Source organism: Ewingella sp. S1.OA.A_B6 (assembly GCF_049889095.1).
Lineage (GTDB): Bacteria > Pseudomonadota > Gammaproteobacteria > Enterobacterales > Enterobacteriaceae > Ewingella.
On record NZ_JBLJFK010000012.1, the window covers coordinates 1 to 14,791 of the forward strand.

Genomic DNA, 14,791 nt, shown 5'->3' on the forward strand with positions numbered 1-14,791 from the left:
ATTTGCCTGGCGGCACTAGCGCGGTGGTCCCACCTGACCCCATGCCGAACTCAGAAGTGAAACGCCGTAGCGCCGATGGTAGTGTGGGGTCTCCCCATGCGAGAGTAGGGAACTGCCAGGCATCAAACAAAAGCAAAAGCCCCGTACGAAAGTACGGGGCTTTTGCTTTTGTTGTTATCATGCTCTCTGCTCGAGAAGAGAGCATGACAAAAGGCGTGGCGTTTTGAACGTTGCAAAGCAACGGCCGGAAGGGTGAATAACGACGTTATTCATCAACTGCCAGGCATCAAATAAGTGAGAAACCTCAGTCGAAAGACGAGGGTTTTTTGCTATAGAGATTTTAGTGAAATGAAGTGAGTGTCTTTTGCTCAAAATAACATGAGGGGAGCCCGTTGGATCATTGTCACCATGAGTAATGCCTGAGAGATCGCTATTTTCCAGCCAACCAACGGATAATAAACTGGCCAATAGCTGCAATGTTGTTGAGTTCCAAAGCAGGCAGAGTGTGGTTAAGTAAACGATCACTCGCTACTGCTATTACGTTACCCTCAATCAATCCTTCAAATGGCCCGGCCATCCCAGAACGATAGAGTGCAATTTTATCCATTTCCTCATGTTTAAAGCCCTCCACTAAGATCATATCCAGTGAGCTTCTGTCGAAACGGCTGGCGAGATACTGGAGATCGAGCCTTTCCAGCACCGGCGTTTCCGTCATCAGTGCCCATCGCTGACTGCTTGCCACCATCGTCTGATGCGCACCAGCTTTTCTGAGCTCGAAGCTATCCTTGCCTGGCGTGTCAACATCCACATCGTGGTGCGTATGTTTAATCAACCCAACACGAATACCCTGGCTGTTCAGATAAGGAATTAGCTGTTTTAAAAGTGTCGTTTTACCCGTGCCGCTGTAGGCTACGATACCAAGTAAAGGGATTAATGAAGAGTCGTTCACTGTAAATTACCCTTTCTGCTTTCCCAGCTTACAATATCTGCTGGAGTATTGAGATTAGCAAAAGCATCCTGCGCATCAAATGTAACAGGCAGGGCATTTATCTTTTTGAAAAAAAACATGACTTTGCGCTCACCACTAGTGAGATATTCATCTAAAATCGGGATGATATTTTTATTTAATAAACATAGAGTTGGGTGTTCTCGCTGTAGATCTCTGGCGTATAATCCCTGGTGTACTGATTTATGTCGCCAAAATTCTTCAGCCAGATTTCGAGGAAATGCAGGAACATCACATGGAACGAACAAAGCCCAATGCGTTTTGATGGCTTTCAGGCCAGCCAGCATTCCAGCCAGTGGCCCTGAATGGTCTGGAATTAGATCGGCTATCACTTCAAAACGTTGTCCATACCGTTGCTGATTTTGATTAGAATTGATCAGAATCTCACCGACCATCGGTGCTAATCTTTCGGCAATATGCTCGAATAAAGGTTTCCCTACAATTTCTACAAGACCTTTATCCTCGCCCATTCTGGTTGAACGTCCGCCTGCCAAAATAACGCCAGTTATATCTGCCCTACCCATTATTCGCACCTGTAAGATCCACAATGCTGGTAATTGTAACGTTAAATCTCATCAGGAGCAGATTTTACTCAAGCCTCCTAACTGCCTCTTTCCCTGATCATAGAAGACTGATATTTTGTGTGGCTACTGCACATGAAAGGATTTTTTTATGAAAGACCATCGCGTAAATGAGCTGATTGAATTACTTTATCCAGCCTGGAAAAATGATTCGGACCTCAATCTGCTGCAATTTTTGCAGAAACTGGCTGCTGAATGCGGCTATCATGGACCGCTGGCAGAGCTAAGTGACGATATGTTGATTTACCACCTGAAAATGCGTGGCAGTGAAAGTACCACAGAGATCCCGGGCCTGAAAAAGGACTACGAGGATGATTTCAAAACGGCTATTTTGCGCGCCCGCGGTATCATTAAGGATTGATGTAAACTTATGTGAACTTCATGCGACATGCCAAAAATAGATGATACTATTTCCTACTATCATTTTTTCGTGCGGCCTATCTGAATGAAGTTATGAACAATTCTGCTTTCAATTTTCAGGCATTGTCGCCAGATCTGATCCTTGATGCGTTAGAAAGCGTTGGCTTGCTCGCAGAGTCAGGGCTGATTGCATTAAACAGTTATGAAAACCGTGTGTATCAGTTTTTGTGTGAAGACAAAAAACGCTACGTGGTAAAATTTTATCGCCCGGAGCGCTGGAGTGAATCACAAATTCATGAGGAGCACGTTTTTTCTCAGAATATGTCTGACGCTGAAATCCCGGCTGTCGCGCCGCTGAATATAGAAGGTAATACCCTTCATTCCCACCAGGGTTATCTTTTTACCGTGTTTCCAAGCGTCGGCGGCCGCCAGTATGAGATCGATAACCTCGATCAACTTGAGTGGGTTGGGCGTTTTCTTGGCCGTATTCATCAGGTCGGAAGCGAAAGTTTGTTTATCGCCAGACCTACCATAGGCCTTGATGAATACCTTATTCAACCCCGCACGGTGCTTGAAAAAACCACGCTAATTCCTAAACGTCAACGCACCTCATTCCTGGCCGCCACAGACAAACTAATCACAACCATTGGTGAATATTGGCATGATGACTGGCAACCGCTGCGTTTACATGGCGATTGTCATCCGGGAAATATTCTTTGGCGTGATGGTCCGCTATTTGTTGATTTAGACGATGCGCGCAACGGCCCTGCTATACAGGATTTATGGATGTTGTTGCATGGGGATATAAACGAACAAAGACTTCAACTGGATATTCTACTCGAAGCTTATGGTGAATTCGCAGAGTTCGATACCCGCCAGCTGTCGCTGATTGAACCACTGCGTGCGATGCGTATGGTCTATTATCTGGCATGGGTGGCCCGCCGCTGGGAAGATCCTGCTTTTCCGAAAAGTTTCCCCTGGATGAAGGATGAAGACTTTTGGTTAGGTCAGGCTGCAGCGTTTACCGAGCAAATAAAGAAATTACGGGCACCTCCTCTACAGTTGATGCCAATGTACTGAGTCGTGAATAAACGTTAAAAGTTTAATTAATTTGGAGATGGGCTTTATATGAAAAAGATATTCTTGGCACTGATTGGTATGGTTATGGCATTCAGCGCAACGGCAGCACAGTTTTCTAATGGTTCGCAATACGTTACGTTGGATAAGCCTGTAGCAGGTGAGCCACAGGTTCTTGAGTTCTTCTCATTTTATTGCCCGCACTGCTATCAGTTCGAGCAGGTATGGCATGTCTCTGAAGGCATTGAGAAGAATTTGCCTAAAAATGTAAAATATGCGAAATACCACGTTGAATTCCTTGGACCTTTAGGCAAGCAGTTAACCCAGGCATGGGCCGTAGCTATCGCGCTTGGGGTGGAAGATAAAGTCAGCCCGTTGATGTTTGAAGCCGTGCAGAAACAACAGTCAGTACAGACGCCAGATGATATCCGCAAAGTCTTTATTCAAGCCGGCGTTAAAGGCGAAGAATATGATTCTGCGCTTAATAGCTTTGTGGTGAAATCATTGGTTGTTCAGCAAGAAAAAGCCGCTGCTGATCTTGGTTTGCAAGGTGTGCCATCCGTATTTGTAAATGGTAAATACATGGTTAAAAATGATGGGCTTGATACGAGCTCGCAAGAAATGTACGTTAAGCAATATTCAGATGTGATCAATTTCTTGTCTACTCAGAAGTAATCCATTCTAAGAAAAAACGTCAGCCCAGAGCTGGCGTTTTTATTTTCTCTAGTCCGTCATCATAACAATGAATATCTTCAAACCTGTTGTTAGGTGTATATTGAATTCGGTAGTTTTATCAGATTTTATTATTATATCCACATTGCTGATTAAAATTACATGACAGAGGTATTGCAATGATAACGTCGTTAACTTCATGAAAGTGTGAGTTAAAAATAACGTGCCACTTTCCTTCTTACTAGATTAAATTCTTGTTTTTATTTTTATTCACAAAGTTATCCACAGGTTGATCTCGCGAGATCCCTCGCAAGTTTGCTACCAATTTATCTCTCATGGTTCGACTTTATCCCCAGCTATGGCATCCTTAGGCATGTCCGATCACGAATAAAGAAGAATTATGGCCCAAATAGCAGAAAATCCACTTATCCTGGTAGACGGTTCGTCTTACCTTTACCGCGCCTACCATGCATTTCCACCGCTGACTAACTCAGCCGGTGAACCGACCGGCGCCATGTATGGTGTGCTGAACATGCTGCGCAGCCTGTTGCTGCAATACACGCCGAGCCACATTGCCGTTGTTTTTGATGCGAAAGGCAAAACCTTCCGTGATGAACTGTTTGACAAATACAAATCCCACCGCCCACCGATGCCTGACGACCTGCGCGCCCAGATTGAGCCGCTGCACCAAATGGTCAAAGCTATGGGGCTGCCTTTGTTGGTTATTTCCGGTGTTGAGGCTGATGACGTTATTGGTACTCTGGCCCTTGAAGCGGAAAAGGCCGGTCACGCTGTACTTATAAGCACCGGTGATAAAGATATGGCGCAGTTGGTCACGCCGGGCGTTACCCTTATTAACACCATGAATAATGCAATTCTTGGGCCGGATGAAGTGGTCGAGAAGTACGGGGTTCCTCCAGAGCTAATTATTGATTTTCTGGCGCTGATGGGAGACTCCTCGGACAACATCCCTGGCGTTCCCGGTGTTGGTGAGAAGACCGCTCAGGCGCTGTTACAAGGTATTGGTGGTCTTGATGCACTGTATGCGGATCTCGATAAAATCTCCACGCTCAGTTTCCGCGGTGCTAAAACCATGGCAACCAAACTGGCTGATAATAAAGAGGTGGCCTATCTCTCTTACCAACTGGCAACCATAAAAACGGATGTCGAATTGGGAGTCACCTGCGATAAGCTCAACGTGCTTGAACCAGATGCCGCCGAGTTACATACATTGTTTGCCCGTTATGAATTCAAGCGCTGGTTAGCCGATATCGAAGCCGGTACATGGTTAAATGGCAAAAAAGGTTCTCCTAAAGCGACCGCGGGTAAGAAAAAAGGCGCTGTGGAAATTGATATTGCCGACCATGATCCCGTCGAACGTACCCAGTTATCACAAGACGGTTATGTCACCATTCTCGATCAGACGATGCTGGATGAGTGGATAGGTCATCTGAAAGCTTCAGAGGTTTTTGCTTTCGATACCGAAACTGACGGCCTGGATACCCTTACGGCAAATCTGATAGGCCTCTCATTTGCGGTGGAGCCGGGTAAAGCCGCTTATCTTCCTGTTGCCCATGATTATCTGGATTCTCCGGCGCAGCTCGATCGCGATACCGTATTAGCCCAATTGAAGCCATTGCTGGAAGATGAAAAGCAGCTAAAAGTAGGACAGAACCTCAAGTTTGATCGCGGGATCCTGTTGCGATACGGCATCGAGATGAAAGGCATAGCCTTCGATACCATGCTGGAGTCCTATGTACTGGATAGCGTATCAGGCCGACATGATATGGACAGCCTGGCCGACCGATATCTCGGTCATAAGACGGTCAGCTTCGAAGAAATTGCCGGTAAAGGTAAAAACCAGCTCACTTTCAACCAAATTGCGCTTGAGCAGGCAGCACCTTATGCCGCTGAGGATGCCGACGTCACTCTGCAGTTACATCAGACGCTCTGGCCGAAAATCCAGGAAAGCAAAGCGTTGACCACGGTCTTCAATGATATTGAGATGCCGCTGGTTCCTGTGCTGTCCCACATCGAGCGTACTGGCGTTCTTATCGACCAGCATATTCTTGCCGCGCACTCTAAAGAACTGACCTTACGTCTGGCAGAGCTCGAAAGCAAAGCGCATGAGCTGGCCGAAGAGCCATTCAACCTATCTTCGCCTAAACAGCTGCAGGCGATCCTCTATGAAAAACAGAAGTTACCCATCCTGAAGAAAACGCCTGGTGGCGCTCCGTCGACTAACGAAGAAGTGCTGGCCGAACTGGCGCTCGATTACCCGCTGCCGAAGGTCATTTTGGAATATCGTGGTCTGGCGAAACTGAAATCGACCTATACCGACAAATTGCCACTCATGATTAATCCGCATTCTGGCCGCGTACACACGTCGTATCATCAAGCAGTAACGGCCACCGGGCGTTTATCTTCCAGCGATCCGAACCTGCAAAATATTCCCGTACGTAACGAAGAGGGGCGTCGTATTCGTCAGGCCTTTATTGCGCCTAAGGATCACTGCATCGTAGCAGCCGACTATTCACAAATTGAACTGCGCATCATGGCGCACCTTTCAAAAGATGAAGGGTTGTTGAAGGCGTTTGCGGAAGGTAAAGATATCCATAAGGCGACTGCTGCTGAAGTTTTTGGCATGCCGCTGGACAATGTCACCGGCGAACAGCGCCGCAGTGCGAAAGCGATTAACTTTGGTCTGATTTATGGTATGAGCGCCTTTGGTTTATCCCGTCAGTTGAATATCCCGCGTAAAGAATCGCAGCGCTATATGGATTTGTACTTTGAACGTTATCCGGGTGTGCTGGAATACATGGAGCGTACTCGGACACAAGCTTCTGAGAAGGGCTATGTCGAGACGCTAGATGGTCGCCGTCTCTACCTGCCTGATATCAAGTCCAGTAATGCCATGCGCCGCAAGGGCGCTGAGCGTGCGGCGATCAATGCCCCTATGCAAGGTACAGCGGCGGATATCATCAAACGCGCGATGATCAAAGTGGCCGACTGGTTGCTGCAACCCAATGCACCACGTGCGCGTATCATCATGCAGGTTCATGATGAATTGGTATTTGAAGTACACAATGATGATGTCGAGCCTGTCAGCGAAAAGGTCCGCAGCCTTATGGAGGGCAGTATGGAACTGGCTGTTCCGCTGAAAGTTGAGGTGGGTGTAGGTAAAAATTGGGACGAAGCTCACTAAGTGAAGATAAATTAAGCGGTTTTTGTAATTAAGCTACACAATTTCATGAAAAATTTATGAAGGTGATCGCATAACCCGCAAATTTTGTGTAAGTAAACTACAAAAAAGTCTTTTTCCTGCCCATGAATTAAGGTAAAGTCTTGCTCGTAGGGTACAGAGGTAAGATGTTCTATCTTTCAGACCGTTTACTTAACGTAATCGGATTTGGCTGAATTTTTTAGCCGCCCCAGACATTTATGTCTGGGGCGTTTTTTATGGATTTTTTCACCTCTGGTCCTGCTAAATCGCCATTAAAAAAGGCGACTAATTAGCCGCCCTTCGAATGTCTACAACGCTTAGCCAAGCCGTATTTATTTTCAACACAGATTCATGGGTTATACAACGTTACTCGCCAGACAGTTCGTCTTGCAGCACTTCCGGCGGTATCTCACTGAACCAGGTGTTCAGCTTGTCAGTCAGTTTGTCTACGCCCAGCTTTTTCAGCGAAGAGAATGACTCAACCTGAATATCGCCCATAAACTCTTTGACTGTTTCGCGGACCATCTTGATTTGTGCCTGACGGGCGCTGGAAGATAATTTGTCGGATTTGGTGAGCAGCAACATTACCGGCGTGCCCACAGCCACGGCCCAGGAGACCATCTGGCGGTCTAGGTCTTTCAGTGGATGGCGGATATCCATCAAAACAACCAGCCCTTTCAGGGAGTTACGCATTTGCAGATATTCCCCGAGCGCTTTCTGCCACTTACGCTTCATCTCTTCAGGAACTTGCGCATAACCGTAGCCTGGCAGGTCGACCAGACGAATGCCTGGCTCTACTTCGAACAGGTTAATCAGTTGTGTACGGCCAGGTGTTTTACTGATGCGTGCGAGACTTTTCTGTTGGGTAAGCGTGTTTAGCGCGCTGGATTTGCCGGCGTTTGAACGACCAGCAAATGCGACTTCAATGCCTTCATCACTTGGCAGATGCCGGATGTCCGGGGCGCTCATGACGAAATGGGTCATATGATAGTTGTATGTTTGGCTGGTCAAAACGTGCATCTCCGTGAGGCATGGGTGTCTGGTTGGCGATTATAGCTGCAACAGGAGCGGGATGCGTTTCTGTTTTTATAATCCGAATGATGATGAGTAGGGGTCACAGATATGAAGGTGCGGAAAAAATTCCTTCACGATGTAAGACATTTGCCATTCAAAATGCGGGCTATCACGCTGTTTTCGCGCCGTGATGTTTAAAGTTTTAAAATTCAAAATGATGTCGGAATACATAAAAACCCACTCCGATCTTGCGGCGGCTATCTTGAGCCTTTACGCCATTGGGGTAAAGTATTTCTTAATACGATGAAGGCAAGAAAGGAAACACGGATAAATGGGTCTTCAAATAGTAGAGGACCAGTATTGCCACTCAGGGAAGATCAGGGTCAGACGCTCTGAAATGCAAAGGAAAAATCGGGGGGCTGCTGGCATATATGGACAGTAGTGTAAGAATATCCTTCCGATGAAGGAAATAAAAAGGCAGTAAGGCTTACTTGCTGCCTTTTTTCTTTGTGCGCTTTCTGCTAGATTCCGGCGCAAATCTATACTAAATGTACACACCTAAGAGCAGATGCCATGAAACAGCCAGCGAAAGCCCCGCGCGCCAATACCGCGACAGCAAAACCAAAGAAGAAAAAAAATCGCGTCGAACTTGATATCGAAGCGCGCGAACGTAAGCGTGATAACCGCCGTCGTGGGCACAAAGCGGGTTCACGTACCAATCCGGACGGAGAGAAAAACCAAAAAGGCGTGCCAGGTAAGAATGCGGATCCGCGCATTGGTAGTAAGAAAGCTGTTCCACTGGTGATTGAAACTGTTTTTAACAACGCACCTAAAGCGAAGAAAACGCCTAAGCCGCCGGTTGAAGTTGCAATTAAACCGCAGTTATCACCTGAAGAAGAGCTGACACTACTGGAAAATGACCCGCGTCTCGACAGCTTGCTTGATAAGATTGATGACGGTGAAAAACTGAATGCGGAAGATCAGTCTTATGTTGACCAGACACTGGACCGTATCGATGCATTGATGGAATTGCTGGGCATTGAACTCGGCGACGAAGATGACGAAGTGGAAGAGAAAACCAAGAACGAAGACATGATGCAGTTGCTGAAACGTGGGGAATCGAAAGAAGGTTTATAAAACTTGCGCTGGGTCATTCCGACCGCAATGGCCTTACTCTTCGCATATTATCTGCTTTGGTTATTCGTTAAACTACGCCGGTTAACGAAAACCAAAGCACGTTTGTATCATGCACGCGCTGTCCGGCAGACTAAACATCTGCCAGTCATGCGTACCGGCAGGAGCAGACGCCGCAAAGAGTGAGTGCTCATTATGTCAACGAACGCTGCGTCATCAAAAGTGGAATCACAGCAGTCTACTGTCTGGGATTTAGCGCTGATCCAAAAATATAACTATTCTGGTCCACGCTATACGTCCTATCCCACCGCTCTGGAATTCAGTGAAAGCTACAACGACGCCGCCTTTAAGCGCGCAGCCCTGCATTATCCTGAACGCTCACTCTCCTTGTATGTCCACATTCCCTTCTGCCATAAGCTTTGCTATTTCTGCGGCTGCAATAAATTGGTTACCCGGCAGCCGCATAAAGCAGAAGAGTATCTCAACGTCCTGGAGCAAGAGATTCGTCACCGTGCGGAGCTGTTTAAAGGCCGTCAGGTCACTCAGTTGCATTGGGGCGGGGGTACTCCGACTTATCTGAATAAAGCCCAAATAAGTCGTTTGATGGGCCTTCTGCGCGATCATTTTGACTTCCTGCCCGATGCTGAGATGTCGCTGGAGCTGGATCCGCGTGAAATAGAGCTCAATGTGCTCGACCATCTGCGTAGCGAAGGTTTTAATCGCCTGAGTATGGGCGTACAGGACTTCAACAAAGACGTTCAGCGGCTGGTTAATCGTGAACAGGATGAAGCGTTCATTTTTGCTCTGATCGCCCGGGCTAAATCGCTGGGCTTCAACTCGACCAATATTGATCTCATTTATGGCCTGCCAAAGCAGACCGCGGAGAGCTTCGCCTATACGTTGCAACGGGTAGCCGAATTAAACCCCGATCGTCTCAGCGTGTTTAATTATGCGCATATGCCAAAACTGTTCGCTGCCCAGCGTAAAATCAAAGATGAAGATTTACCGGGAGCCGAGGAGAAACTGCGGATTTTGCAGGAAACCATCGCCTCGCTGACGTCATCCGGTTACCGTTTTATTGGCATGGATCACTTTGCGCGGCCAGACGACGAGCTGGCCGTGGCTCAGCAGGAAGGCAAACTTCATCGTAACTTTCAGGGTTACACTACGCAGGGCGACAGTGATTTATTGGGGCTGGGCGTGTCGGCCATCAGCATGTTAGGCGACACCTATGCGCAGAACGAAAAAGATTTGAAAACCTATTATGCACAGGTGGAAGAACAGGGGCATGCGCTGTGGCGTGGTCTGGAAATGACGGCGGATGACTGTCTGCGTCGTGATGTCATCAAAGCATTGATCTGCCACTTCAAACTGGATTTTGCCGAAATAGAAAAGCGTCACGGTATAGAATTCAGTACGTATTTCGCTGACGATCTGGCGTTGCTGGCTCCGCTGGCGAAGGACGGACTGGTGGAAGTGAGCCACGAGAATATCCTTGTTACCCCGCAAGGCCGCCTGCTGATCCGCAATGTCTGCATGTGTTTCGACGTTTATCTGCGCCAGCAGGTCCGCCAGCAACAGTTTTCCCGCGTGATCTGATTTTTCCTGTCGCATAAAAAAACGGCCGCAAAAGCGGCTGTTTCTGTTTACAAGCGGGCGGTTATTCCATTCCCAGTTCTTTCAGTTTTCGGGTCAGCGTATTACGTCCCCATCCCAGTAAGCGTGCTGCTTCCTGTTTATGTCCCTGAGTATGGCGTAATGCTGTGGTCAAAAGCGTTCGCTCCATTTCGGGTTGCGCTTCCGACAACAGATTTTGATGACCGGAACGCAGCGCGCGATCGGCCCACTGCGCCAGCAGCGTCGCCCAACTGTCTGGTAAACTCTGTCCGCTCGCTTCAGGAGCCGAACTTTCAAACAGTTCGCTCGGTAAATCCTGAATCAATACTTCCTGTCCGGCCGCCATGACCGTCAGCCAGCGACAGGTGTTTTCTAACTGGCGTACGTTGCCTTGCCATGGGAGGCGGGTTAGCGCAGTTTCCGTTTCAGGATGCAAATTCTTTGCTTCCACGCCTAACTCTTTGGCCGCAACTTGTAGGAAATAGCGCGCCAAACGCGGAATATCCTCACGACGTTCGCGCAGCGGCGGCAGATGAACGCGGATCACGTTCAGACGGTGGAACAAATCCTCACGGAATTTTCCTTCCTGAACCCGTAATTCCAAGTTTTGATGTGTGGCTGCAATAATTCGCACGTCCACCTTCACCGGAGCATAACCCCCGACGCGGTAAAACTGTCCGTCAGCCAGCACACGCAGCAGGCGGGTTTGAACGTCGAGCGGCATATCGCCTATTTCATCCAGGAATAGCGTGCCGTTGTCGGCCTGTTCAAAACGTCCCTGACGGATCTGGTTCGCGCCGGTAAATGCCCCTTTCTCATGACCGAACAGTTCGGATTCGATCAAATCTTTCGGGATCGCGGCCATATTCAGCGCGATAAACGGCGCTTTTGACCGCGGGCTGTGGCGATGCAGGGCATGTGCAACCAGCTCTTTACCTGTACCAGATTCGCCGTTGATTAATACGCTGATCGACGAGCGGGAAAGGCGGCCGATGATGCGAAACACATCTTGCATCGCCGGTGCTTCACCGATGATATCTGCGGTCGGGCCGCTTGCTGGTTGAGTTCTTGGCGGTTGCTGCTGCTCTTGATAGTGACTGATAGCGCGTTCAACCAGCGCGACCGCTTCATCGATATCGAAAGGTTTTGGCAGATAATCAAATGCCCCTTGCTGATAGGCGCTGACTGCGGCATCCAGATCAGAATGTGCCGTCATTATGATGACCGGAAGCATAGGGTGGCGCTGTTTTATCTGTTTTAGCAGCGCTAAACCATCCATGCCGGGCATGCGGATATCAGATAACAACACGTCAGGGGTTTGAGTCGCGATGGCTTCAAGCACAGCATTGCCGCTATCGAAGGCGGTACAGCTTAAGCCCGCTCCAGTGAGCGCGCGTTCAAGTACCCAGCGGATGGAACTATCGTCATCGACGATCCAGACTATCCCTCGTTGCATAAGAACCTCACTGGCGAATAGGCAGGTAAACCGAGAATTCGGTATGTCCTGGCCAACTGTTAAATTCAACTTTACCCGAATGCTGATCAATCAAACTGCGCGCGATGGACAAGCCCAAACCTGTGCCCCCTTCGCGGCCACTGACCATAGGGTAAAAAAGGGTATCCTGTAAGTGTGCCGGAACGCCGGGGCCGTTATCTTCAATGTCTATCCTGGCCGCCAAACGGTAACGCACTCCGTGCAGGGTAATTTGAAAAGCAGTGCGCGTGCGCAATGTAATCGATCCGCCTTCCTCACCCAAAGCCTGTAAGGCATTGCGGGTAATATTCAGCAGAATCTGTTCGATCTGGTCTGGGTCGTGCGCCAGTTCCGGTAGGCTGGGGTCGTAATCGCGAATCAGCTGTACGTTGTCTGGTTTCTCCATCGATACCAACTGGCAAACACGTTCGGCGACCTGATGTATGCTTTGGGTGATGTGCTGGCTGGGACGCTGAGGGCCGAGTAAACGATCCACCAGATTACGTAGCCTGTCGGCCTGTTCAATGATGACTTTGGTGTATTCAAGCAACGCCGGATCTGGCAACGCGCGGGACAAAAGCTGTGCAGCGCCACGCAATCCACCCAGTGGATTTTTAATTTCATGTGCCAGTCCGCGAATTAAATCCCTCGCCGCCACTTGCTGGGCGTGCTGTAACTGTTCCTGACTCAGCCTCCGTTGGTTATCCATTGGTGCCAGTTCAACCAAGATAAAACCATCTGGCTGCGCCTGAGCCGTCAGTGATAAAACATGTGCCCTGCCATCGACAACCAATGTCACTTCACTATCGGTAAAGCCTTGTCCCGCCTGTAAACTTTCACGCATCAGGTCGATATTAAGAGAGAAATAGCCCACCAGTTCCGGCAGTGGGGTACCAAAAAGTTTGCGTGAACTTTGTGCCAATAATTGTTGAGCTGCCGGATTGGCATAATGCACAGCCAGTTCGTCGTCCAACAATAGAATGCTGTTAATAAGAGAGTTCAGGATCTGTCCAGCATCGGGCAGCTTGCCAGTTGCCATACCGCAGTCTCCCGCACCTGTTCGGTGCATTTCATCCGGCTACCCGGCGAATTCACGGGTTAGTGGGGTTAAGCAGGAAAGAGTGTGGAGAAAAAAGCCCATCCGGAGATGGGCTATACGTTTCCACGGCAACAAATATACCCTTTAGGGTATTGGTCTTACGTATTTCGATTTAGACGCTGTAGTACATTTCAAACTCAACAGGATGTGGAGTCATACGTACACGGTCCATCTCTTCTTTACGCAGCGCGATGTAAGCATCGATTGCATCGTCAGAGAATACGCCGCCACGGGTCAGGAACTCGCGGTCTTCGTTCAGGCACTGCATCGCTTCTTCCAGTGAACCTGCAACTTTTGGAATTTCTGCTTCTTCTTCCGGTGGCAGGTCATACAGGTTTTTATCCATCGCATCGCCAGGGTGGATCTTGTTGATGATGCCGTCCAGGCCAGCCATCATCAGTGCCGCAAACGCCAGATATGGGTTAGCAGCTGGATCAGGGAAGCGAGCTTCGATACGCATAGCTTTAGGGCTTGAGACATGTGGAATACGGATAGATGCAGAACGGTTACGCGCAGAATAAGCCAGCATCACTGGCGCTTCGTAGCCCGGGACCAAACGCTTGTAGGAGTTGGTGGTCGGGTTAGCGTAAGCATTTATCGCTTTAGCATGCTTGATGATACCGCCGATGTAGAACAGTGCCATTTCAGACAGGCCGCCGTATTTGTCACCAGAGAACAGGTTGTTACCGTTCTTGAACAAAGACATATGGCAGTGCATACCTGAACCGTTATCGCCAAACATTGGTTTTGGCATAAAGGTTGCAGTTTTGCCAAACGCGTGAGCCACGTTGTGAACCACGTATTTGTAGATTTGGATTTCGTCAGCTTTCTTGGTCATAGTGTTGAAGCGAGTTGCCACTTCGTTCTGACCAGCAGTTGCGACTTCATGGTGGTGAGCTTCAACAACCAGGCCCATTTCTTCCATGGTCAGACACATGGTAGAACGCATATCTTGGGAGGAGTCGACCGGAGGAACCGGGAAGTAACCGCCTTTTACTGCAGGACGGTGGCCTTTGTTGCCGCCTTCGTATTTTGTCGCTGAGTTCCACGCACCTTCGATGTCATCGATAGCAACGTGAGAACCGGAGATGCTGCTGCCGAAGCGCACATCATCAAACAGGAAGAACTCTGGCTCTGGCCCAAACAGTACAGTGTCCGCAATACCTGAAGAGCGCAGGAAATCTTCTGCACGCTTGGACGTCGAACGTGGGTCACGGTCATAACCTTGCAGAGTCGTTGGCTCAAGGATATCGCAACGAATGATCAGGGTGGTTTCTTCGAAGAATGGATCAAGAACAGCAGTGCTGGCATCTGGCATCAGAACCATGTCAGATTCGTTAATGCCTTTCCAGCCACCAATTGAAGAGCCATCAAACATTTTGCCTTCTTCGAAGAAGTCAGCGCTAACCTGGTGTGCAGGAATGGTGACGTGCTGTTCTTTGCCTTTGGTATCAGTGAAACGTAAATCTACGAATTTCACTTCATGCTCATTCAGCATCGTCAAAACGTGTTCAGCGGACATACTAGTTCTCCC

At 48.6% G+C, this 14,791-nt stretch carries 13 protein-coding genes and 1 rRNA gene; 8 read left to right on the forward strand and 6 right to left on the reverse strand.

Annotation, left to right across the window (positions count from 1 at the left end; genetic code table 11):
* Positions 1-5: 5 nt before the first annotated feature.
* Positions 6-121, forward strand: a 5S ribosomal RNA gene (gene rrf, locus ACMV8I_RS17510).
* 309 nt (positions 122-430) lie between these two features.
* Here the strand turns inward: rrf and mobB are convergent.
* Both mobB and mobA read right to left on the reverse strand, forming a co-directional pair.
* Positions 431-949, reverse strand: coding sequence for a molybdopterin-guanine dinucleotide biosynthesis protein MobB (mobB, locus tag ACMV8I_RS17515; RefSeq protein WP_498866481.1), 519 nt, complete (start codon positions 947-949; stop codon positions 431-433).
* Positions 946-1,530 carry a molybdenum cofactor guanylyltransferase MobA gene (mobA, locus tag ACMV8I_RS17520; protein ID WP_498866482.1) on the reverse strand — a complete coding sequence of 195 codons (585 nt, stop codon included), beginning with the start codon at positions 1,528-1,530 and terminating at the stop codon, positions 946-948. Before mobA ends, mobB begins: the two co-directional genes overlap by 4 nt.
* A 148-nt stretch (positions 1,531-1,678) precedes the next feature.
* Between mobA and ACMV8I_RS17525 the strand changes: the two genes are divergently transcribed.
* The 5 genes from ACMV8I_RS17525 (at position 1,679) to spfP (ending at position 7,113) form a co-directional block, all read left to right on the forward strand.
* Positions 1,679-1,948, forward strand: coding sequence for a YihD family protein (locus ACMV8I_RS17525; RefSeq protein WP_498866483.1), 270 nt, complete (start codon positions 1,679-1,681; stop codon positions 1,946-1,948).
* A gap of 92 nt (positions 1,949-2,040) precedes the next feature.
* Positions 2,041-3,027 (forward strand): serine/threonine protein kinase, encoded by a 987-nt coding sequence (locus ACMV8I_RS17530; RefSeq protein WP_498866484.1) that lies wholly within the window; start codon positions 2,041-2,043, stop codon positions 3,025-3,027.
* A 48-nt stretch (positions 3,028-3,075) separates the two neighbouring features.
* Positions 3,076-3,699 (forward strand): thiol:disulfide interchange protein DsbA, encoded by a 624-nt coding sequence (gene dsbA, locus ACMV8I_RS17535; RefSeq protein WP_498866485.1) that lies wholly within the window; start codon positions 3,076-3,078, stop codon positions 3,697-3,699.
* Between the two features lie 397 nt (positions 3,700-4,096).
* On the forward strand, positions 4,097-6,901 hold the full coding sequence (gene polA, locus ACMV8I_RS17540) for a DNA polymerase I (RefSeq protein WP_498866486.1): 2,805 nt from the start codon (positions 4,097-4,099) through the stop codon (positions 6,899-6,901).
* Between the two features lie 164 nt (positions 6,902-7,065).
* Positions 7,066-7,113, forward strand: a complete 48-nt coding sequence (spfP, locus tag ACMV8I_RS17545) for a small protein SpfP (RefSeq protein ID WP_498866582.1) — start codon at positions 7,066-7,068, stop codon at positions 7,111-7,113.
* Positions 7,114-7,285: 172 nt separating this feature from the next.
* On the opposite strand, the gene yihA is transcribed toward spfP, so the two are convergent.
* Positions 7,286-7,930, reverse strand: coding sequence for a ribosome biogenesis GTP-binding protein YihA/YsxC (gene yihA, locus ACMV8I_RS17550; RefSeq protein ID WP_498866487.1), 645 nt, complete (start codon positions 7,928-7,930; stop codon positions 7,286-7,288).
* Between the two features lie 576 nt (positions 7,931-8,506).
* Here yihA and yihI point away from each other — a divergent pair.
* Positions 8,507-9,070 (forward strand): Der GTPase-activating protein YihI, encoded by a 564-nt coding sequence (yihI, locus tag ACMV8I_RS17555; RefSeq protein WP_498866488.1) that lies wholly within the window; start codon positions 8,507-8,509, stop codon positions 9,068-9,070.
* Positions 9,071-9,262: 192 nt separating this feature from the next.
* Positions 9,263-10,666, forward strand: a complete 1,404-nt coding sequence (gene hemN / locus ACMV8I_RS17560; RefSeq protein WP_498866489.1) for an oxygen-independent coproporphyrinogen III oxidase — start codon at positions 9,263-9,265, stop codon at positions 10,664-10,666.
* 61 nt (positions 10,667-10,727) lie between these two features.
* Here hemN and glnG read toward each other — a convergent pair whose 3' ends face one another.
* The 3 genes from glnG to glnA all read right to left on the reverse strand — a co-directional run bounded on the left by glnG (position 10,728) and on the right by glnA (position 14,779).
* On the reverse strand, positions 10,728-12,140 hold the full coding sequence (gene glnG, locus ACMV8I_RS17565; RefSeq protein ID WP_498866490.1) for a nitrogen regulation protein NR(I): 1,413 nt from the start codon (positions 12,138-12,140) through the stop codon (positions 10,728-10,730).
* A 7-nt stretch (positions 12,141-12,147) separates the two neighbouring features.
* Positions 12,148-13,197, reverse strand: coding sequence for a nitrogen regulation protein NR(II) (glnL, locus tag ACMV8I_RS17570; protein ID WP_498866491.1), 1,050 nt, complete (start codon positions 13,195-13,197; stop codon positions 12,148-12,150).
* Positions 13,198-13,369: 172 nt separating this feature from the next.
* Complete coding sequence (gene glnA, locus ACMV8I_RS17575) at positions 13,370-14,779, reverse strand: glutamate--ammonia ligase (RefSeq protein WP_498866492.1); 1,410 nt, start codon at positions 14,777-14,779, stop codon at positions 13,370-13,372.
* Positions 14,780-14,791: the final 12 nt, after the last annotated feature.